Consider the following 22,427-nt stretch of genomic DNA (forward strand, 5'->3'; position numbering starts at 1 on the left):
ATTAAAAATCAAATTTAACACCTAATCTTATTGTTCTTGGTTGACTTATGTTGTATGGGTTATTCATGTACATACTGTATAAGTCTCTGTAAGACTGCTCATCTAACTGATTTTGAATCGTAGCTTGCGATCCTGCAGCAGCTAAATAACCATCGTCATCAACAACACCAGTTGCTCTGTATACTCCTAGTACGTTAAATTGATTAAGAAGGTTGGTAACACGAACATAAACATTTAAATAAGCACGTTTTTTCTTCTCATTTTCTTTTCCAAATTCAAGATCAATCGTTCTATCTAACTGAAGATCTAAACGGTAAGTCCATGGTTTACGCGATCCATTTAATCCACCTGTCAACTGAGGAGTACCTGCTCCAATAGCTGCTGGTGTAATGTTCTTTTGACCTGAGTAAGGTGTACCAGAGTTGATTAAAGTAATAATGTTTAATCCTGTATTTTCTAACACGTTTACATCTTTAATTACTGGACCATTATAATCTTTACCAGAACCATAACGGTAATCCACTGTAAATGCAAATGCATGTCTTTGATCATAAGAGAAAGGATAAACAACTCGTAAATCTGGTTGATTTGAGTTAACAAAAGACAGTGCAGACTCTGGATCAGATCCTGTTCCTTCGGCAAACTGAAGTGTATAGTTTGCTGTCATTCTTAAGTTACCTGTTCTTCTTAGGTCATATTCTAACGTCAAACCTTTAACGGTACCGAAGTCACGGTTACCATAAGTTTTATATGTTGCTGGATATGCTTCAAAAACATTTCTTACTTGAATTTGATCTCTCAACTCACGGTAGAATGCACTCACTTTTAAAGAAGAAGTACGTGTCAATACTTGTTGGAAACCGAATGAGTAATCAATTGTTTTGTCTGGGCGAAGATTAGCATTGTTAATTACAATACTTCTTGCTGTAACATATTGATAATCGATTGGATCAAAACGCAATCCAGTTGAAGGTCTACTTGTTAAGATATCGTAGTTGGCAAAGAAGTTCGCTTCATCCGAAATTGGGAAAGAGAATGCAATACGTGGCATAACATTGATTGCCACTTTATAGTCTTCAAAGGCATCAGCAGAAATAGATTCTTGCTCTGGCTTCAATAACCAAGGTGCAATTCCTGAAGAACCAACTAAAGTTGAAGGATCTTGCGTAACTGTACCATCTTGGTTGTACCAAGTTTCTCCATTTCTAAATCCATTTATTTGAGTTGGATTTTTCACGTCGTTTACATAAACTACATAATCATCTCCAATACTTTCAGGAATATTTACCCATGCATATGTATTAGGATCTTGTTCTTTCAAAGATTTTGCTTCTGCAGAAGAGCGCGCATTGTAAAATAAGTAAGGATCTTTAAGTACTGGCTGATTTGCATCAAAAACATCCACACGAACACCTACGTTGAATACGATGTCATCAAAAGAAAACTTATCCATGATGTAACCTGAAACATAAGTAGGTTGGAATGCACCAATAAATCTTTTGTAGTTACCATTCTCATCCGTCTCATTAAAATATTTATTAATGTCTGTAGCACCAGAAACTCTCTCTCCTGTGTGATCGTATCCATAATAAGATACTAAGTTGTTTCCTGAATTAAATAACTCATCTGGAGAGAACATATCTAAACTAAAAATAGATGGATCGTAGCTATCGATATTTACAAGGTCGTTACCCGCTGGGTCAAAACCAATTGCTTTTCTAAAGTTATAGTCAAAGAAAAACTGGTCATCACCAAACTCCGCACCACCATAAGCTCCATTACCTTGGTTTGCAGCGTAACCTGTATTCAAACGTTCGTAAGTAACACGAGGATAAGTACCGTAGAAATCGTAATTTGGTTTACTTTCGTCAAGCTCTTTAATGTGATCATTCATATACAAACGAGCGATTTTCCAAATACCCATTGGTCCATCACCACCTCTTGTTCCATAGAAGTAGTTACCTGATCCCCAACCACGGTCCCAACGTTGTTCATACTCAACACCTAGAGAGATGTTGTGTCCACCAATAACAATTGATGCAGAACCTGTAATACGCAGTTGCTCTTCTTCACCTTTGAAGAAACTATTGTAAGGAGTACCTAAATTATTCCAAATTCCGTAAACTTCGTTTGGATCATCTCCGTTTCTTAAACCACCACCTTGGTTAATTTGCTCAATATTTTGGTAACTATCCTCTGGGTCTGGATTAAGCGCATAGTACTGACTTGTAATTGCAGACAAAGATGGGTTAAGATCAGAAGGTGTAAAGTCAACAATAACTGACTCAAAACCATTGTGAATTAAACTATCTGGTTCGATAGTTCCATCGTTAAATGCGTATGTAGGTCTAAAAGTAGAATTAAAATATCCTACGTGACCATAATTAAACAGGTTGTATTCGTGTCTTTCATCATACAGTTCTCTATTTGTCTTAGAGTAATCTACCATTAAGTTATAGTAGAAACTTTTAACCTTAGAACTAGAACCTTCAGTATCATTTCTAAATCTTTGTGTTAAACGCCCATAAACCCTCCAGTCAAACTCATCAAGGTTACCGAAGTTTTCGAAGTTGTAAAGTGATTGTTTGTAGTTATACCTTTTACCACCACTGTAGTTCATAGATCCACCAAAAGTTAAATTCACTGTTGGCCCTGTATTCACATCAATTTTACCTGCAGCAGTAACAATCTGACGACGTGCATTCATTCTGTAGTCTGTCTTTTCAAAGTCACCTTCTCTTAAAAAGTCTGAATTATTGAAATAACCTGTACCATCCGCAGAAGGTCTTAATGGATTATCCAACAATGACTGTCTTGCTTCTTTAGTAATTCTGTATGAACCTCCGGCAACTGGACGCGTGTCAATTTGATCATTGAAAGTTGCAGAAAGCAAGAAACCTAAAATAGGCTCAGTCTTTTTACCCATAGAATCTTTCTTCATCCAAAGTGGACCAGAAATCATACCTTCTACAAGGTTATATCCGAATTGATCTAAACCAACAACTTTTCCATCATATCCTAACTCGTCTTCACCTTTAAAGTAAAAACCAGATGTAACTGCTTCAATACTTCCGAAGTATTCTGCCGATGGACCCCTTGTTGTTACCGAAATAATACCACCAGTAGCATCTCCATAGTTAGCAGGAACACCTCCCGTAATAACTTGTACTTCTTCAAGTGCCGATTTTGGAAGATTTGAAGAACCACGTACTTTAATACCATCTATATAATAGTAAGAAGCCCCCTCACGAGAACCCCTAACACTAATTTCTCCTGAACCCTCGGATGCATTTACACCACCCACAGTAGACGCTACCCCAGAGGCAGAACGTACTGGAAGCTTAGAAATATCTTCTCGCGTTACAGTAGAACCTTGCGCTCCACCATCCTTATTAATCAATGGAACCTTATAGGCAATAATTTGGACCTCGTCCATTTCCTGCACATCTTCAGGCTTTGATAATTTCGTTTTATCTAAGAATGTAATTCTCTCAGCCGAAACTGCAACATTCTCGATTTTCATCGCTTGATATTCTTGCGAACGAAACTCAACATCATAAGTACCTGATGAAATTGATGGAAATTGGAAATCACCATCAAAATCTGATTCAGTTCCCCCTTTGATAATACCACCCTGGTATAGTACGACTTTCACAAAAGGAATTGGCTCATTGGATTCGCTATCTATAACGGACCCCTTTATCGTTCCATTTCCGGCCTGTCCAAAAACAGTTCCTACCGTCAAAACGATGCTTAAAAACAAAAAGTAGAATCTACGTATCATAAGTTATTGTTATTTATTCTTACTCATTTTATTCGAAAAAGTGTAAATATAGAAAAATTTCATTTAGAAAATTTAACATCTGTGAAAAAATATATCAAGATTTACACATTTGTCATTTACAAAGGTAAACTCTTCTTGAAAAGAAAATATTTGTTAAACTATAAAGTCTTTGGTTAATATACATGTCTATATTTCCTTTTCAGAAAACCAACTTGCATACATTCCATAATTACTTGCTATTCGTTTCACCTCTCCTTTAAATGTTTCTTCTGACAAAGTTTTAATCTTTTTTGCTGGCACACCTGCGTATATAGAATTAGACTCTAAAACTGTATTCGCAAGTATTACAGAACCCGCTGCAATTAAAACATTATCATTCACAAGTGCATTATCCATTACAATTGCCCCCATTCCAATGAGCACGTTGTTTCCTACTTGACATCCATGAACAATTGCATTGTGTCCAACGGAAACGTTATTTCCCAATATGGTTTTCGATTTTTCATAAGTGCAATGAATCACTGCACCGTCTTGAATATTACAATTTTCTCCCATCTCAATGCTATTCACATCTCCGCGAATCACTGCCGAAAACCAAACTGAGCAACCCTTACCCATTTTAACATCTCCAACAATTGTTGCATTTTCTGCAAACCAACAATTTTCTTCAAATTGAGGCGTAAAACCTCGACATTCTTTTATTAAAGCCATTATTCTATATTAATGTGTTCTACATTTACTTCGATTCCAAGGATAGAAGAAGCCAACACTTCAAAAACCTCAGGATCTTCAGTGGTTAAATACCGTGTGAATTTATTTTTTGAAAGCTTCTTATCCAACCATTCATGGCGAGACAAATACAAGAGTAATGAATCGGCGACAATCTCTCCCTGGCTAATCACAAGGATGCTTTTAGGAATGTGATTCTCGATGAATGACTGTAAAATTGGATAGTGAGTGCAGCCTAAAAGAAGGACATCAGCCTTAGGGAAGTTTGTAATTATTTTTTGTAAATCATTCTTAATAAAAGCCTCTCCTTCAATGGTGTTAAATTGTTTATTCTCTATGAGCGGGACCCACAATGGACAGGCATACTGATTCACAAAGGTTTGAGGGCTAAAAGTACTAAATTCATCAACATAAGTATTAGATGAAATAGTTCCCTCTGTACCAATTACCACAATATTGTTCGATTTGCTATAGCTACCCACCACTTCAGCACTTGGTCTAATAACTCCCAGTACTCTTTTCCCTGGATAATCCGGTAATTTTTCTTGTTGAATCCTTCTCAAGGCCTTGGCAGAAGCCGTATTACATGCCAACACCACAAGATCGCAACCCTGTGCAAACAAAGTTTTTACAGCCTCCCAGGTATATTGATAAACAACATTAGCTGTGCGCGTACCGTAGGGAGCCCTGGCGTTATCTCCTAAATAAAGGAAATCATAGTTTGGTAATTGTTTTTGTACTTCTTTCAGAACGGTTAAGCCGCCATAACCAGAATCAAAGAAACCAATAGGACTTGATTTATTCATAATCAAATGTACGCAAAAAGCCGTTATGAATTCATAACGGCTTTTTGAAAAATTATTTTGAAATTTTATTTTGGATCTGTTGCTTTTGCAGCTGCTTCTCTTTCTACGCGAAGAACTTCCTTAATTACAAGCATAGTTATGTCTCTCCCTCCACTGTATAATAAAGAAGATTCGTCAATTACGTAATCCACTTTTTCAGTTTTGCTTACTTTGGCTACCGCATCTTGAACTGTTTTTAGGATTGGCGCATTTAATTCTTGACTTAAAATTTGAATTTGCTCATCCAATTCTTGTTGACGTGTTTGAAACTCTTGTGACTTTTTCATCAAACGTTCTTCTTCGAATTTGTATGCCGTTGGGCTCATTGAAGCTTTTTCTTGTTGAAGTTTAGTGTAATCACCTTGCAATTTCTGCTGTGTTTCTTGCAATTCTTTAACCGCTCTTCTTTCAAAGTTTTCTAACTCTGTCATTGCATTTTTACGCGATGGCATTGTGTCAAGTACTTTTTGAGTATTTACATGCGCCATTGAAGATTGACCGTAAGCAGCACCTAAAGTTGTAACCGCCATTACTAGTATTAGCATTAATTTTTTCATGATTCTATTTGTAGTTTATATTCTGATTTATAATTATCGTGCATTAATTCCCATTTCTCTCAGTACCATTTTACTGATATCGAATTTAGGATCGGCAAAGATAAGATTTGATTGGTTTGCTTTATCAAAAACGAAGGAGAAATTTCTGTTACTCGCAACTTTTCCCAAGGCTTCAAATACTCTATCCTGAATTGGTTCGATTAATTCTTTTCGTTTAGCGAATAAATCTCCACTTACTCCAAACCTTAATTGTTGCATTTCTAAAGCCTCAGATTCCATCGTTTCAATTTCCTCCAACCTTTTCTCTCGTTCTTCCTCGGGCAATATCGCTTCTACTCTTAAAAATTCTTCCTTTCTCTTTTTAATTTGTTTATATCTTTCATCAATTTCTTTTTGCCATTTCGTAGCATAATTATCTAACTGATCTTTTGCCTCATTGTATTCAGGCATACTTTCTAGAATGAAGTCTGAATCTATGTATGCATATTTCTGGCTGTACGAAGCAAATGACGTACCAAAAATAAGGGCGAGAATTAAAATTAAATTTTTCATTGTAGTTCTGATTTTTAAATTCTTTGTATCCAATTCATAATTAAAGACGTATAACTATTTTTTTTAATAAATATTATAAATCTCCTAAATTAGCTCCAATAATAAATTGGAACGCTCCAATTGGGTTTCCGTTTGAACGCAGAATATCGTTTGCCGATGCAGCTCCTTTACTATGTGGATCAAGCGCATCGAAGCCCCAACCATAATCGAAACCTAACATTCCAAACATTGGTAGGAAAATTCTTACACCACCACCCAAACTCCTTTTGACGTTGAAAGGGTTAAAGCTATCAAATCCTTGATATGTATTTCCAGCTTCCGCAAATGCAAGCACAAAGAATGTAGCAGAGGGATTTAATGAAATTGGATATCTTAATTCCAAAGTAAAACGAGAAATTAAAGGATCCCCCACTCTTGATGAGAGATCTGAATCCTCATAACCACGAAGAGATATAATTTCACGACCATCCATTCTTCCAACTCCAGTTAATGCGTTTCCTCCAAGATAAAATCTTTCAAAAGGCGATAGTCCCTTTGCATCTGAATAACTTCCTAAGAAACCAAAGCCAATTTTAGGCATTAAGATTAGTTTTCTATCTGGGCTTAAAGGTAGATACCATTCACCTGTAAACTTCAACTTATAATATTCCGCAAACTTTATTCTCTCTTGTGTAGAAATTGTGCTGTAGTCCGAAACACCATCAAATTGTGAATAAGGCAAAGTTCCTTTTGCGGTAAAAGTTAAACGCGAACCGCTTCTCGGATAAATTGGTGCATCAACAGAATTTCTTGATAGAATATATTTTAAAGCAATATCATTTGAATATCCATCACCAAAAGAAAAAGCATCGTAATTCGTTACATCATAGTAACTATAAGACAATTCATAATATGCACTAAAATAATCATCTGGAATTTTCTTTCTTCTCTGCAGTCCAACACCTAATCCTGTGATAGAAACATTATAATAGCTTGAATTAGTTTCTTCTAGGTACGAACCATATTTAGAATGATTCACCCAAGTAGAGAAAGCGTTTGGTTTTCTACCACCTAACCAAGGCTCTGTAAATGCAAAGTTATAAGATTGGTATTGTCTACCATTTGTTTGCGCCCTGAGTGAGAGTGTTTGACCATCTCCCGTAGGCAGTGGTTGCCAAGCTTCTTTTTTAAATAAGTTTTGAATAGAGAAATTATTAAAAGTTAATCCCAAGGTTCCAATAATTCTACCGGCCCCATAACCTCCAGATAATTCAATTTGATCTGATGATTTTTCAGTTACAATATATTCAATATCAACAGTTCCATCTGCAGGGTTTGGTAGCGGGTTAATTTCAAAGGCCTGTTCATCGAAATATCCCAACTGTGCCAATTCTCTCTGAGTACGGATGATGTCATTCCTATTAAATAAGTCTCCTGGTTTGGTTCTTATCTCACGACGAATAACATAATCGTTAGTTTTAAAATTACCTTTTATAATAATATCCTTAATTCTGGCTTCTTTCCCTTCAATCAATCGAATTTCGTAATCGATATGATGATTTTCTACATTTACTTCAACTGGTGTTGCCTGGAAAAATAAATGTCCTTTATCCATATATAAAGAAGTGATATCTCTCCCATCCATACTTTGGAAAAGGCGCGTATCTAACAAAGTCTTATTATACAGGTCGCCATACTTAATTCCTAAAATTGTATCCAGATACCCTGAAGTATATTTGGCATTTCCAACCCAGGTAATATTTCCGAAATAATATTCTTCCCCCTCCTCTATTTCAATATCTACAATTAAATTTCTTTCATCTTTTCTGTAAACGGAATCTTTCACAATTTTTGCGTCACGAAGACCTATTTCCTTAAATTCCTGCAGCATTAATTCTTTATCTCTTTCGAAAGCTGAAACTGTAAATTTAGATCTTTTGAAAAAACGCCAAAATGCTTTTTGTTTCGTGTCCTTCATTTTACGACGCAACTTTGTTTCACTAACTGACTCAGCGCCGTAGAAATTAATTTCAGCAATACGAACAGGTTCACCTCTATCGATTTGAATAATAAAGATTTCGGAATTATTCATCAAAGAGTCGTTCACTCGTTGAATATCTACTTCCACATTGTAAAATCCTTTCTCTCTATAATAGCCAGCGACTTTAGCCCTTGTGTTAAAAATTAGGTTTTCGGTTATACTTTTACCCGAAAACAAATTAATTTCTTCTCTAATATTGTCGGCATCTTTCTTTTTAGCGCCCTCAAATTTGAAACGAGAAAGTTTTGGTCTTGGCTGTAGATTTATAGAAATATAAGCAATTTCACCTACTGTTTTTTCTAGCTTGATTTTCACATCAGAGAAAAGACCTTCATCCCACAAGTTTCGGATCGCTTTAGTTATTTCTTCTCCGGGAATTACAATTTTTGAACCTTGTTTCAGACCCGCAATCAGTTTAATGGCTTGGTGATCGAAATTATCCGCACCGTTTACAGAAATAGGTCCAATTTCGTAAGTTTTCGGAGTTTCATAATCAATAAACTGCCCAAACGTAAACGTGGACAAGAGAATTGATAAAAATACGATCGTGAAGTGTCTCATATTATTTTTTCAGTTGTTCAGATACTTGACCAAAACGTCGTTCTCTATTTTGATAATCTAAAACCGCTTTAAAGAGATCTTCTCTCTTAAAATCTGGCCATAAAGTATCCGTAAAATACAATTCAGAATAGGCAATTTGCCATAACATAAAATTGCTAATCCTACATTCTCCTGAGGTTCTTATTAATAATTCAGGATCAGGAATATCATTGATGCACATTTCACTGGAGAAAGCCTTTTCGTCGATATCCTCGGATTTCATTAAGCCGGCTTCTACTTTTTGCGCTAATCTTTTTGCTGCATCCACCATTTCCCAACGTGCACTATAGTTCAATGCAAGAATTAAGTCCAAAGAATTATTTGTTATTGTTGCGTCCATAGCACTATTCAGCTCATTTCTGCAAGCATCAGGAAGCCTTGACTTATCACCAATACTTCTTAATCTAATATTATTTGCATCAAGCTCCGCCACTTCATTAGAAATAGTTTCCACCATTAAATTCATGAGTCCATCCACCTCTTCTTTTGGTCGGTTCCAATTCTCGGTAGAAAAAGCATATAGTGTAAGGTGTCTCACACCAAGATCAACGCAAGCTTTTAAAACTTCCCTTACAGCTTCCACACCAATAGAATGCCCAAATAATCTTACTTCACCTTGTTGTTTCGCCCAACGTCCATTACCATCCATAATAATGGCAATGTGCTCTGGACATTTCTCGAGGTTTATTTTAGTTAATAGACTCATATTTTTTATAGACGACGAATTTACAATAACAAAAACGATTTTTAAACAAAAATCAAGACAACCTTAACGTTGTTTAACAGAGACCAAAAATTTAACCTCCTGTTACTACCCTATTCTAGCAAAGCTTCTAAGTGTATTATAACAAGAAAAGGGAATTGCTTTATACAACTCCCTTTTTCTTAATTTATTATAAGTTTAGTCTGCAAGAACAATAATTTTATCATTTTGCATCTCCATTACCCCTCCATTAATTGTCATTCTGATCACTCGAGAGTTAGATGAATCTGGTTCAAAAGAACCTGAAAACTCATCAAAATCTGTTTCATGGTTTGACAAATCTACTTTGATTTTACCCTCCGTAAGTGAAGATATAATTGGCGCGTGTCCTTTCAAAACTTGGAATGAACCATCGATTCCTGGGAAACGAACGGCATCTACCTCGCCTTCAAACATTTTTTTCTCTGGAGTAATAACTTCTAACCACATAGTTATATCGTTTTAAACTTCAGCAAGCATTTTTTCACCTGCTTCAATTACATCATTAATATCTCCTTTTAAGTTAAAAGCAGCCTCTGGATACTTATCAAGATCACCATCAAGAATCATATTGAATCCTTTAATTGTATCTTGAATATCAACCAATACTCCTTTTAAACCAGTAAACTGCTCAGCTACGTGGAATGGTTGAGATAAGAAACGCTGAGTACGACGCGCTCTGTGTACAACCAACTTATCTTCCTCAGAAAGCTCATCCATACCAAGAATTGCGATAATATCTTGAAGTTCTTTATAACGTTGCAAAGTAGATTGAACTCTACGTGCACAGTTATAGTGATCATTTCCTAAAATAGCAGCAGAAAGAATACGAGAAGTAGAATCTAACGGATCTACCGCTGGATAAATACCTTGTTCAGCAATCTTTCTTGACAATACTGTTGTTGCATCCAAGTGAGCAAATGTATTTGCCGGAGCGGGGTCAGTTAAATCATCTGCAGGAACGTAAACAGCCTGAACCGAAGTAATAGAACCGTTCTTAGTAGAAGTAATACGCTCTTGCATCGCCCCCATCTCTGTAGCCAACGTTGGTTGGTAACCTACTGCTGATGGCATACGTCCAAGTAGTGCAGACACCTCAGAACCTGCTTGTGTAAATCTAAATATATTATCAACGAAGAAAAGAATATCTTTTCCTGCGCCATCTCCTTCTCCATCTCTGAAGTACTCAGCTAAAGTAAGACCTGACAAAGCTACACGAGCACGTGCACCTGGAGGCTCATTCATCTGACCATAAACGAAGGCTGCTTTGGACTCTTTCAATTCGTTGTGATCAACTTTTGACAAGTCCCACTTCCCTTCTTCCATTGACTTCATGAACTCTTCACCGTAGCAAATAATTCCTGACTCCAACATCTCACGAAGCAAGTCATTTCCTTCACGCGTACGTTCACCAACTCCTGCGAATACTGAAAGTCCTTCGTAAGCTTTGGCTATATTATTAATCAACTCTTGAATCAATACCGTTTTACCTACACCAGCACCACCGAAAAGACCAATCTTACCTCCCTTAGAGTAAGGCTCAACTAAGTCGATCACTTTAATACCTGTAAACAAAACTTCTGAAGAAGTTGATAAATTCTCAAATTTTGGCGCTTCTCTGTGAATTGACATTCCAGCCTCACGGTCTGTTTCTGGCAAACCATCAATAGCATTCCCAACAACGTTAAACAAACGTCCTTTTACTTGATCTCCAATTGGCATCTGAATTGAGTCTCCTGTAGAGAGCACCTCCATACCACGTGTAAATCCGTCAGTTGTATCCATAGATACAGTTCTTACAGCATTTTCTCCTACGTGAGACTGCACTTCTAAAACGACTCTTGTACCATCCGCTCTCGGCACATACAATGCATCGAAAATATTTGGTAATTCTACACCTTTCTCGAAGCTTACGTCAACTACAGGACCGATTACCTGTAAAACTTGTCCTTTGATTTCTGACATTATTCTAACCTTTAAGTTATTCAATTTGGGCGCAAAGATAGTTTATTTATTTCGTACTCGACGCTTAATAGACTATTTTTTTCCACAATTTAAAATTTGATTGTTAATTACTTTTATCTAAACCGAGGAACAAATTCCTCTGTTTAAATATAACCACAATATGCTTTTTATTACCATACCTTATATAAAGCTTTAATTCTATTAATTTCGACACAAGCTGTCATCGCCTTTTCAAAAGCTTCATATGGCATTTAGTCATGTCCGCCAGGCTGACAACAACCCGGTAAAGCTGACTGTGCTGACTTCACCGCTTTTACATCATCGGCATTATAACCGATTGCTGCAATTGTATTCCTTATCTTCTCTAAAGATGTTTTATTCGCATTATATTTCACCTCAACAATTTTTGTATCCAAATCCATATTTGAATAGATGATTCCTTTTTCGAAATTCAAAACTCCTTCTATCCTCTCTTTACAATCTCCACACTGTGCGTTGGTTTGAATGTATGCTGTTGGCTTTGTCGTTTCACTACTTTTCGATGTGGCACAACTCGTTAACAAACTTATTGCTGCAACGATTATCATTAATGTATTTTTCATATTTCTTTTTTAAAATTTTTAAATCACCCCTCTCGAGCTTTTATTTATTTTTAATTATTTCCCTATGTCGAATCTAAAACCTGCGTAGACATTTACTCCGAAAATTGAGGAGTAAGCTCTTGTTGCGTCGAATCTTTCGCTGAAAGGATTTTCTGAATCTATAATTGGATTCTCTAGTCTATAATCTAAAAGATTTTCTCCTCCCAAGTACACTTCAAACTTTTTGAATCGGTGGGTAATCTGTCCCGACATCATTGGCACAACCTCACTTGTATTGTCTGTAGTAAAAGTTCCATCTGGACGCATCACTTCAGGTAGACGTTGAGATCCGAAAACTGAAAGCGTTAAATCATACGACCACCTATTATTTCTAGATTCATAAGCGAAGTTGATAAACCCTCTATGAGTAGGGACCATTAAAACAGAGGCCAGTTCCCCACCTGTTGTAGCCTTCACATCCAAGAATTTATACGCCGCTTTAATCTCGAAACGCTTCACGGGCTCAAATTTGAAGTCAGTCTGAAATACGTTGGAATAAGAAGTACCATTTAGATTTCCCATCCTTATGTAATCAGCGGACTCATCTCTATCCACTACCAATTGGTTTTCAAATGTTGTGTGATACACATCGGCTGTCCATGTCGCTTTTCTGTTAAACAATTTGAAATCCCACAACCAACTTGCTCCGAAATTCCATGAAACTTCTGGCGCTATATCATTATCCACGTACCAAGGTAGGTTCGTCGCCATTAAGGACAAGTTATCGGTAACATAGTTTGAAACACGGAAACCTCTACCTGCGGTTAAACGAATGTCCATGTGCTCTGTTAAATCAAACTTATAATTTGCACGTGGCGTAAATTGCCAGTCGTATAAATTGTGATAATCGGCTCTTGCGCCCAAAACTACAATGGATCTTGAACCTGTGAAAGTGTATTCTGTGAACACTCCTGGAACTATTTCAGTTCTATTAAAATCTCTGATTGTTGTATCATTAGGAAGTTTATCCTCCATTGTTTGTTCTAAATCATCGTAAACAAAGCTTAAACCAGACTTCAATTTATGGTTTGTGTTCCCTAGAATTGTTTCATGCATCGCATTCACATATCCTCTTTTTTCGGTAGCATCCAAAGACCTATTTCCAAAAACAGTATTCAACTCATTGTATTTCATGTAGTAAACTACACCAATGGAACTAAACAAATCTTCCTTAAACAAGAAGCCTGTTTTACCAAAAACCTCAACGTTCGTATTTCTTATTCCCACCCCATACAGACTTTGATTGGCTTGGTTTTCGTATCTATTGTAGCCAATTTGACCACCTTGCTGATCGGTGTGGCTCACTTTGGCACCGATTTGACCTCTAAATAATTCAGTATTGTATTTCCAGCGATTCATGAGGATCAAGTTATCCCCAAGTGGCATATCCCTGAAACCGTCTTTATTACGATCATTCTCTGCTTTTAATGAAGCTCCATGAACAAACCATGCACTACTCCATTTATCATTGATTTCTTTTCCACCGTGTAAATTTAATTCTGCACGACCTTGAATACTTCCGTAACCATTAATAAAAAGTCGCTCTACATTGTCTGGCTTGTGATATTCTAAATTGATCAAACCTGCCATGGATTCATACCCATTGGTTACTGTTCCAGCACCTTTAGTAATTTGAATGGATGAAATCCATGTCCCTGGCACTGAAGCCAAACCAAAGGCTTGGTCTAGGTTGTGCATGAAAGGAATATTTTCAAACTGAAGTTGAGTATACCTTCCGTTCAACCCCATCATTTGAATCCTTTTAGAGCCTGAAACACCGTCTGCCAAACTCACATCCACTGTTGCATTGGTTTCAAAAGATTCGGAGAGATTACAACATGCGGCTTTACGCAATTCTCCTTGTGTAAGGTTCTCCACATTACGTGGGTCCAAACGAAGGATACTAGAGTTGTCTCTTTTTGCTTTAATTACCACTTCTTCCGTTACGAATTCTGGGTAAAGTGTAATTCTTAAATTTACGGTTTCATTGCTATTAATATAAGCAGTATCTGAATAATATCCAGATGCTCTAATGATCAGAGTATCTGCTATATTCGCATTTGCTTTTATAGAAAACCTTCCTTTTTCATCGGAAATATCGCCTTCTTTTGCATTTTTCAAAAATACTTCTGCGCCAAATAAGGGCTCGGTACTTTTAGAATCTATGTAACTACTAATTGTTCCCTGGATACTCACTTTTTGACCGTAAGCGAATCCACTCAATAGAATTACTAATAAAATTAAATTGTTTTTCATTTCTAATATAATTTGATTTATTTCTAATCGAATACTTTATGACAGTGCTTCCTAAAAAGCCTGAACACACAAAGGATTAATTCTAAATCAAATATATCTGAAAAAGGGAGAGTCTTTCTAGAGTAGAAAGGACAGGGGGAGCTTTGTTTGAGGTTGAAATCTCTATGAATTCAGGAATCGAAAATAAAGCTGAATTGGAGAGATTGAAAGAAAAATCAGTTAGAAAATTGAACTTAACGTCGTTGGTTGCTAAATCGATATCAATTTGATACATCTTAACATCACTAGTACAACAATCTTCTTGAATCGTTAAGCCGGTCTCGCTTGAAGTGGCACAACAATCATGGTTTTTCGCAGACTGCTTATCCTCTTTGTGATCACAAGCATGCGCTACATCGGCATAAACACCATAAAACATTCCACCGTGACTACAGTAATGCTTGTAGACAGTTACTCCAGTTGTGCTAATAAAAAATATAGCCATTAAGAGTAAAAGGAATATGTGTTTTTTCTGTTTCACAGGACAAAAATAATGAAATTGAGATTCATTAGAAAATAAATAACCAGGAAATAACAAATACACAAAACATCCTAGCTTTGATTATTTTAGTTTTAAGCTATAGGCATTCAACACTTTCTGCGGGGAACAAAGCAAAAGTAGAAAACAGTGGAATATTAAACCTACAAAAAAAGCAAAGCACAATTGAAGCATTTGGCTTTATCGCGGATTAGGAAAATTTGAGTTAAACAAACATTATTCACTTATTCCTTGTTAACTTTGCACTATAAAATAAGAATTATGTCAAAAATACCGGTTACCATATATGCTGAAATGACACCGAATCCAAATACAATGAAATTCGTTGCCAACAACTACCTTATTGATCCTTCAAGAACGGCAGAATTTAAAAGTCAGCAAGAAACAAAAGGTTTTTCTCCATTGGCAGATGAACTTTTCACCTTTCCTTTTGTGAAGGGTGTTTATTTTGCCAACAATTTTGTATCTATTACCAAGGACGACACCCTTGCCTGGGATTATGTTTTAACAGAATTACGTGATTACATTAGGAATTATATTGCTGACGGGAAAATCGTAGTTACGAAAATACCTGAAGAAAGGCCCGCACCAGCAGCAGAAGACAAGACGATAGATACAACGAATTATACACCATCTCAATTTGATGACGCCATAAAAGATTTGCTAGACCAATACGTTAGACCCGCTGTAGAAGGTGATGGAGGAGCTATTGAGTTTAGGAACTTCAACGAAGGTGTTGTTACTGTGGTATTAAAAGGAGCTTGCTCTGGTTGTCCTTCTTCTACTAACACCTTGAAAGGTGGGATTGAACAAATTTTGAAACAACACATACCTGAAGTTACTGAGGTTGTAGCGGAGTAATTAATGATTATTGTTTAATTATTAATGTTTAACGCGTTAGAGATTGGAGAAAATTACGAATTACGAATTGAAGAATATGACCACAAGTCGAAGACTTGCGGTAGCATATTTAAATTCGTAATTATTTCGGTGCGAGTCGGTAAAGGACAATCCCTAAAATTGCAAAGATTATATTTGGAATCCATACCGCTACGATGCTTGGGAAACCTACATTTTCTGCGGCTACGGAGGTCACTTTCATCGCGAAAATATAAATAAAAGCCAGAAGTAATCCTACTGCAATATTCACACCTATTCCTCCTCTAGATTTTCTTGAGGAAACAGACAATCCAATCAAAGTTAAAACATAGGTTGCAAAAGGAAAAGATGTGCGTTGATAAAACTCAATTTCATAATAGGCTATATCAGCAGAACCTTTTTCTTTTTCGAGGGCAATAAAATCCTTCAACTCATTATAGCCCATAGTTTGAACTACAGTGCTTCGTTGTGCCATTTCACTCAACTTAAAAGGCAAAATAGTATCTAAGTGCTCTCCGCTATTCGCAGGATAAATTATTTCATCATGTGGGTTACCGATATATCTGATATGATAGTCTTGCAATCTCCAAACGTCCGTACTGTCCGGGTTAAAAACTTGATTGGCTTTTAATATAGAGACCAATTCGTTTTTTTCGTTTCGGTTCTCCATTACAAATCCAAGCGCACGATCTTTATCTGAGCGATAAGAATCGAAATACACCACTTTTTTACCCGGAAATTCAGCAAAATAATCTAGAACGGTTCTTACATTTCGATAATAGTCTTCCTCAAATTGAAGACGCACTTTATTTGATTCTGGAAGGACAATGTGATTTAGCGCCAAGGAAATAAGCATTAGAATTGTTGCGCCGATCATGTAAGGCCGAAGGATTCTCCTGAACGGTCTCCCACTATTTAACATAGGAATAATTTCGCTGTTTTGGGCCATTTTTGCGGTAAACCAAATTACAGCCACAAACACGATAAGCGGAGAGAACAAATTACCGAAATAGACAATAAAATTGAGGTAATAATCGAATATAATTGCCCTTAAGGGCGCATCCTTTTCAATAAACTCACTTACACGCTCAGCCACATCGAAAACCATTGCCAAAATCATAATTACTCCCAACATAAAGAAGAAAGTAATCAAATATTTTTTTATGATATATCGGTCTAGTATTTTGAGCATAAGTACTTACAATCTTTGGTCTAACTTAACAACCATTTTATTTTTCCATTCTGTAAAAGTTCCATCAACAATTCTCGCTCTCGCTTCTTTCATCAACGCTAAATAAAACGCTAAATTGTGAATTGAAGCAATTTGCATTCCCAAACTTTCTTTCGTTTTTAGCAAATGTCTCAAGTAAGCTTTTGTATAAAAATGATCAACAGAAGAAGTTCCATTTGGATCTAATGGCGTAAAGTCTTTCTCCCATTTTTTATTCTTGATATTAATCACACCCTCACTCGTAAATAACATTCCGTGACGAGCATTACGCGTTGGCATAACACAATCAAACATATCAATTCCGAGCGCAACACATTCCAATAAGTTCACTGGTGTTCCTACTCCCATTAAATAACGTGGCTTTTCTTTGGGAAGAATTTCGGTAACGACTTCCGTCATTGCATACAACTCTTCAGCTGGCTCTCCCACGGAAAGTCCGCCAATTGCATTCCCCAAAGAATCTGTATCTGCGATATATTTGGCCGACTCCTGTCTTAAGTCGGTATAAACGCTTCCTTGTACGATAGGAAACAAAGCTTGTTCATAACCGTATTTAGGTTCCGTATTGTTCATTTGAGTAAAACATCTATCCAGCCAGCGGTGTGTCATTTTCATTGAACGCTTCGCATATTGGTAATCGCATGGATAAGGAGTACATTCATCGAAAGCCATAATAATATCAGCTCCTATAGAACGTTGAATATCGATAGCTCTTTCCGGCGTAAAAAAGTGATATGAACCATCAACATGTGATTGGAACTTTACACCCTCTTCGGTAATTTTACGAGAACCTGACATGGAGTACACTTGGTATCCTCCACTATCTGTAAGAATCGGTCGATTGTAGTTCATAAATTTATGAAGACCTCCAGCCGCTTCAAGTACTTCGGTACCAGGACGCAAAAACAAATGATAGGTATTTCCCAAAATTATTTGAGCTTTAATCTCATTTTCGATTTCTTGCTGATGTACCCCTTTTACAGAGCCGACTGTACCCACAGGCATAAAAATCGGAGTTTCAATTTCTCCGTGATCTGTAACTAATTTCCCAGCCCTAGCTTGAGAGCTTTTATCTTGATGTAATAATTCGAAGTGCATAAAAATGTTGAAAAATAAAAGCACAAAGATAACGGTATTTAAACAAGTGTGCCATATTTGCAAAAAACTATAAGAAATGGATTCTATTCCTGATTTTTCTGATCCGCTACAAAGCACTTTATCCATTATATTATGGGCAATGGCTTTTATTCAGCTTTTTTGGATATTTTTCTTTTACAGTAGAATTGCTTTTCACCAAGAAAAAAGTACTGATGAAAACAATCTTCCTCCTGTGAGCATCATTATTTGTGCGCGAAACGAGGAAGACAATCTCTTCGAACTCCTTCCTTTCATCTTAGAGCAGGACTACGGCGAATTTGAGGTAATTGTCGTGAATCACCAATCTACAGATAATACATTTTACATCTTAAAAGCATTCCAAGAAAAATATTCTCACCTGAAGGTCATCCACTTAGAACGTAATCACCATTTAGCGATGGGAAAAAAGCTTCCTTTAACCCTTGGAATAAAAGGTGCTAAATACAATCACTTATTGTTAACAGATGCAGATTGCAAACCATCCTCAAAATTATGGTTAAGGACTATGGCAAACCAATTCTCGCAAAAAAAAGAGATGGTTTTGGGATACGGTCCACACAACAAAACTTCAGGACTGTTAAATCGATTTATTCGACTAGATACTGCGATCATTGCTTTAAATTATCTATCCTTCGCGAAAGCTGGCATTCCATATATGGGTGTAGGCAGAAATTTAGCATACACAAAAGATCTTTTCTTAAGCAATAGTGGATTTAAATCTCACTATTCTATTTCCTCTGGGGATGATGATTTATTCGTTCAAGAAGTCGCAAAAAACAAAAATTATGGTATTTCCTTGTCTCCACTCGGCTTCTGCTACTCGGATGGAAAAGAAAAATGGTCTGATTTATACCTTCAAAAATCTAGACACTATGGTACAACTGGGCGCTATTCACTTTTCAAAAAACTATTGTTAGGAATATATCCCTTGTCACTCATCTTACTAACAATATCTTTATTTACTTTGTTGGCTATTGGAGGAATTACATGGATTTCAATAGGAATAGTTGCTTTTGTTTTAATTTCTAAATGGATTATTTTCGGTTTAGCAATGAAAAAACTAGAACAATCAGGATTTATCTGGAGCATACTTTTGTGGGATCTAATTTATGCAGTTTCCTCTCCGGTATTGTATTATACCTCGGCAAAATCAACAGGGTCAAGATGGAAGTAGGAAATAACTTATCAGAAAAGGGAAAAAAGGATTTACTCATAGTTAATCGTGCAAAAGACGGTGACCAAGCTGCTTTTGCAGAATTAATGAATCGCTATCGTGAACCTGTTTACTACATGCTTCTAAAAATGATTAAAAACACGGACGACGCCGAAGATTTAACCATAGAGGCATTTGGAAAAGCATTTAACCGGATTGAACAATACACTCCGAACTATGCGTTTAGCACATGGCTGTTTAAAATAGCTTCAAATAACTGTATTGACCATATTCGTAAAAAAAGAATCTCACTCACCTCAATGGATCATGCTTTTACAAATGAAAACGGAGAATCTGTAGGCATGCAGATAGATGGTGGTTTTTTAGACCCTGAAGAAACATTCATTAAGCAACAAAAGGTAAAAGCCATGCGGGATGTTGTAGACAAGTTAAAGCCGAGATACAAAGAACTTATCATCAAGAGATATTTTGAGGAGTTAAGTTATGATGAAATCGCTGAGGAACTAGACCTGCCCTTGGGAACCGTAAAAGCTCAATTATTTAGAGCTAGGGAGTTTTTAGCGAATGTCATGAAGAAGACCAAAGATACAATCTAATTTCTGTTTATAAAGTCCACTATCTGCGTTACACAAAGTTTATAAAGAAGTCTCATCTCGACAGGCTCAGAGCAGCGCATTGACAAGAGTCAACGCCTTGGATTTATAAACTGTGCGTGCCTTGATAGAGAACTTTCTAATTCAGAAATTGGATTAAAGGATTTAATATGATTTAAAGATTGAAAAATTCGAGGATTTCGTGTTTCGGGAAAATATTAATCGAAGTTGCAATGAGGGAATGATTTGCATATCGTTCGTCCCTAAATTGCAAATGGAATGTAAAAAAACAACTTTCCGGAGTATATTTTCTCAGCGCGAAGAATCACGAATATTTAATTGATATTTGATTTAACAAGAATGCGTGATTATGCTATTTTTGCACTATGGAAACGATTAAAAAATACTTCCCAAAATTAACCGAGGATCAAATCGCTAAATTTGAGAAATTAGGACCACTTTACGAGGAATGGAATCAACAAATCAATGTGATTAGCCGAAAAGATATGGATCAATTTTATGAGCGCCATGTTTTACACTCTTTGGCCATTGCAAAAGTAATTCGATTTAACCCTGGAACAAAAATTTTGGATGTAGGCACAGGAGGTGGATTTCCTGGGATTCCATTAGCGATAATGTTTCCTGAGTGCCAGTTTCACTTGGTCGACTCTATCGGAAAAAAGATTAAAGTTGTTGAGGCTGTTGTTGAAGCATTAGCGTTAGAAAATGTTCGGTTTAGCCATAAGCGCGCAGAGGAGCTTCAAGAGAAATATGACTTTATTGTGAGTAGAGCGGTAACCAAAATGCCAGCCTTCATTTCATGGGTGAGAAAAAAGATCGATAAAAAACATAAGAATGCGCTTCCTAACGGAATCCTTTACCTCAAGGGAGGTGATTTGACTGAGGAAATGAGTACTGTACAGACTTTTCACGAATATTATAATATTCCAGAATATTTTACCGAAGAATTTTTCGAAACAAAGAAAGTCGTATACGTACAGCTTTATTAATCAATCACAAGAGCATATTTTCAAATCTTCACACAGTACTATCTAAAATTTAGATGAAAAAAAAAGACTACCGAGTGGCAGTCTTTTTTTTACATTTATACTTCTTGAATAGTCTTTTAGACTATTTTAAATATCATCTGGAATTGACATTTTTTGCAATTTCTTTCTCTTTGGTTTTAGTTTATCTATGAATACGACTCTTAGTGTTTCTCGATCGGCGTTCATAATCATTTCTGAAATTCCATTCACTACAGAAGGTGGCTCGTTGCTCAGGTTACTAAACTTCTTGTCATACAATTCTTCTGTATTGTCGTCATAGTAATAGAAGATAGCACTAACATATCCATTTTCTACACGCACCTTACCACGCACACAAAATACTTCCTCTCCTTCGAAGAAAGAAATCATTACGTTACGATAAATATTATCTGAAATTGTGTAAGAACCACGTTCTTTAAAAGCCTCTTCATATTTTTCGAAGCAGTTCAACTCTTTCTCCTCCTTATCTTGGGCAAGTGCATTTCCTGCACCGAAAAGTAAAATAGTTGATAACGCAAGCAATATTGTTTTTTTCATTCTCTAAAGTTTAGCAAAGTTTTTTCTCGGGATTTCAAATATAATAAAATGCTTCTATTCCGATGATGTTTATATTTTATTTTTTCTATTTCACCAGGCAAAGCAAAAGTCCTGAAACAAATAATAGACCAATTCATACAAAGACGAAGGAAAATTAAGGAACTCAAACAAAAACAAACCTGTAAGAGATGTTAATACGCGTCTTATTTTAAACGAATCAACCGATTGGAAAAACTAATTTCTCAATTGCATATACCTTGTTCAAATAAGGCCTGAGAAGCTCATCTAGTTGACAATACAGCTGAGTCAGGAGTTAGTGTGGGGGCGATATACTAATCGCCCTTGCAATAATCGGCCGTGAGCTGAACATACTTATGTTGGTCACCCATATGCTCATCGCTCTTACATTAAGCTCCATTACACTTTTCGCATGCACACTGATCAACAATATTTTGAGCTTTCCATTTTTTTTTACACTACATGACAATTTTCAATAAAACCTTGCTAAATCCTTTCTTTTCAGGGTTCAAAAGGAAGCTTGATATATATTCTAATCCATATTTGAAAACCGATTTAGCTCTATGACCATGCTTTTTTA

At 36.3% G+C, this 22,427-nt stretch carries 19 protein-coding genes; 4 read left to right on the plus strand and 15 right to left on the minus strand.

Translation table 11 applies throughout. The features are described 5' to 3' along the window. Nucleotide 1: 1 nt before the first annotated feature. The 12 genes from DIT68_RS15445 to DIT68_RS15500 all read right to left on the minus strand — a co-directional run bounded on the left by DIT68_RS15445 (nt 2) and on the right by DIT68_RS15500 (nt 15,274). Nucleotides 2-3,784, minus strand: coding sequence for a carboxypeptidase regulatory-like domain-containing protein (locus DIT68_RS15445; protein ID WP_109360728.1), 3,783 nt, complete (start codon nt 3,782-3,784; stop codon nt 2-4). A 186-nt stretch (nt 3,785-3,970) separates the two neighbouring features. After that, nucleotides 3,971-4,495, minus strand: a complete 525-nt coding sequence (locus DIT68_RS15450; protein ID WP_109360729.1) for a gamma carbonic anhydrase family protein — start codon at nt 4,493-4,495, stop codon at nt 3,971-3,973. Next, nucleotides 4,495-5,319, minus strand: coding sequence for a glutamate racemase (gene murI, locus DIT68_RS15455; RefSeq protein ID WP_109360730.1), 825 nt, complete (start codon nt 5,317-5,319; stop codon nt 4,495-4,497). The genes DIT68_RS15450 and murI overlap by 1 nt, the downstream gene beginning before the upstream one ends. 65 nt (nt 5,320-5,384) lie before the next feature. After that, nucleotides 5,385-5,915 (minus strand): OmpH family outer membrane protein, encoded by a 531-nt coding sequence (locus tag DIT68_RS15460; RefSeq protein ID WP_109360731.1) that lies wholly within the window; start codon nt 5,913-5,915, stop codon nt 5,385-5,387. 33 nt (nt 5,916-5,948) lie between these two features. Continuing rightward, on the minus strand, nt 5,949-6,467 hold the full coding sequence (locus tag DIT68_RS15465; RefSeq protein ID WP_109360732.1) for an OmpH family outer membrane protein: 519 nt from the start codon (nt 6,465-6,467) through the stop codon (nt 5,949-5,951). A 73-nt stretch (nt 6,468-6,540) separates the two neighbouring features. Beyond that, entirely contained in the window at nt 6,541-9,048 is a 2,508-nt protein-coding gene (gene bamA, locus DIT68_RS15470) for an outer membrane protein assembly factor BamA (protein WP_109360733.1), read from the minus strand. Between the two features lies 1 nt (nt 9,049). Next, entirely contained in the window at nt 9,050-9,793 is a 744-nt protein-coding gene (locus DIT68_RS15475) for an isoprenyl transferase (RefSeq protein WP_109360734.1), read from the minus strand. A gap of 195 nt (nt 9,794-9,988) precedes the next feature. After that, entirely contained in the window at nt 9,989-10,279 is a 291-nt protein-coding gene (locus DIT68_RS15480; protein ID WP_109360735.1) for a F0F1 ATP synthase subunit epsilon, read from the minus strand. 12 nt (nt 10,280-10,291) lie between these two features. Then, nucleotides 10,292-11,794: a F0F1 ATP synthase subunit beta gene (gene atpD / locus DIT68_RS15485; RefSeq protein WP_109360736.1), complete on the minus strand. Its 1,503-nt coding sequence runs from the start codon at nt 11,792-11,794 to the stop codon at nt 10,292-10,294. A gap of 251 nt (nt 11,795-12,045) precedes the next feature. Further along, nucleotides 12,046-12,396, minus strand: coding sequence for a heavy-metal-associated domain-containing protein (locus DIT68_RS15490; RefSeq protein WP_109360737.1), 351 nt, complete (start codon nt 12,394-12,396; stop codon nt 12,046-12,048). A gap of 54 nt (nt 12,397-12,450) precedes the next feature. Further along, nucleotides 12,451-14,691: a TonB-dependent receptor gene (locus DIT68_RS15495; RefSeq protein WP_109360738.1), complete on the minus strand. Its 2,241-nt coding sequence runs from the start codon at nt 14,689-14,691 to the stop codon at nt 12,451-12,453. Between the two features lie 82 nt (nt 14,692-14,773). Beyond that, on the minus strand, nt 14,774-15,274 hold the full coding sequence (locus DIT68_RS15500) for an HYC_CC_PP family protein (RefSeq protein WP_449374853.1): 501 nt from the start codon (nt 15,272-15,274) through the stop codon (nt 14,774-14,776). 216 nt (nt 15,275-15,490) lie between these two features. Here DIT68_RS15500 and DIT68_RS15505 point away from each other — a divergent pair, with 216 nt between their 5' ends. Continuing rightward, nucleotides 15,491-16,090 carry a NifU family protein gene (locus DIT68_RS15505; protein ID WP_109360740.1) on the plus strand — a complete coding sequence of 200 codons (600 nt, stop codon included), beginning with the start codon at nt 15,491-15,493 and terminating at the stop codon, nt 16,088-16,090. A gap of 121 nt (nt 16,091-16,211) precedes the next feature. Here the strand turns inward: DIT68_RS15505 and DIT68_RS15510 are convergent, their stop codons facing one another. Both DIT68_RS15510 and tgt read right to left on the minus strand, forming a co-directional pair. Continuing rightward, nucleotides 16,212-17,300, minus strand: a complete 1,089-nt coding sequence (locus tag DIT68_RS15510; protein WP_109360741.1) for an LptF/LptG family permease — start codon at nt 17,298-17,300, stop codon at nt 16,212-16,214. Nucleotides 17,301-17,306: 6 nt separating this feature from the next. After that, on the minus strand, nt 17,307-18,437 hold the full coding sequence (gene tgt, locus DIT68_RS15515; RefSeq protein ID WP_109360742.1) for a tRNA guanosine(34) transglycosylase Tgt: 1,131 nt from the start codon (nt 18,435-18,437) through the stop codon (nt 17,307-17,309). 76 nt (nt 18,438-18,513) lie between these two features. Between tgt and DIT68_RS15520 the strand changes: the two genes are divergently transcribed. The 3 genes from DIT68_RS15520 (at nt 18,514) to rsmG (ending at nt 21,253) form a co-directional block, all read left to right on the plus strand. After that, the gene (locus DIT68_RS15520; protein ID WP_109360743.1) at nt 18,514-19,650 is read left to right on the plus strand and encodes a glycosyltransferase; all 1,137 of its coding nucleotides are present in this window, start codon (nt 18,514-18,516) and stop codon (nt 19,648-19,650) included. Then, a complete protein-coding gene (locus DIT68_RS15525) occupies nt 19,641-20,246 on the plus strand; it encodes an RNA polymerase sigma factor (protein ID WP_109360744.1) in 606 nt (201 codons plus the stop codon). The genes DIT68_RS15520 and DIT68_RS15525 overlap by 10 nt, the downstream gene beginning before the upstream one ends. A 383-nt stretch (nt 20,247-20,629) precedes the next feature. Then, on the plus strand, nt 20,630-21,253 hold the full coding sequence (gene rsmG / locus DIT68_RS15530; protein ID WP_109360745.1) for a 16S rRNA (guanine(527)-N(7))-methyltransferase RsmG: 624 nt from the start codon (nt 20,630-20,632) through the stop codon (nt 21,251-21,253). A 126-nt stretch (nt 21,254-21,379) separates the two neighbouring features. On the opposite strand, the gene DIT68_RS15535 is transcribed toward rsmG, so the two are convergent. Then, complete coding sequence (locus tag DIT68_RS15535) at nt 21,380-21,829, minus strand: hypothetical protein (protein ID WP_109360746.1); 450 nt, start codon at nt 21,827-21,829, stop codon at nt 21,380-21,382. Between the last annotated feature and the right edge of the window lie 598 nt (nt 21,830-22,427).

This window comes from Brumimicrobium oceani (genome assembly GCF_003143775.1).
Classification (GTDB): Bacteria; Bacteroidota; Bacteroidia; order Flavobacteriales_D; family Crocinitomicaceae; genus Brumimicrobium; species Brumimicrobium oceani.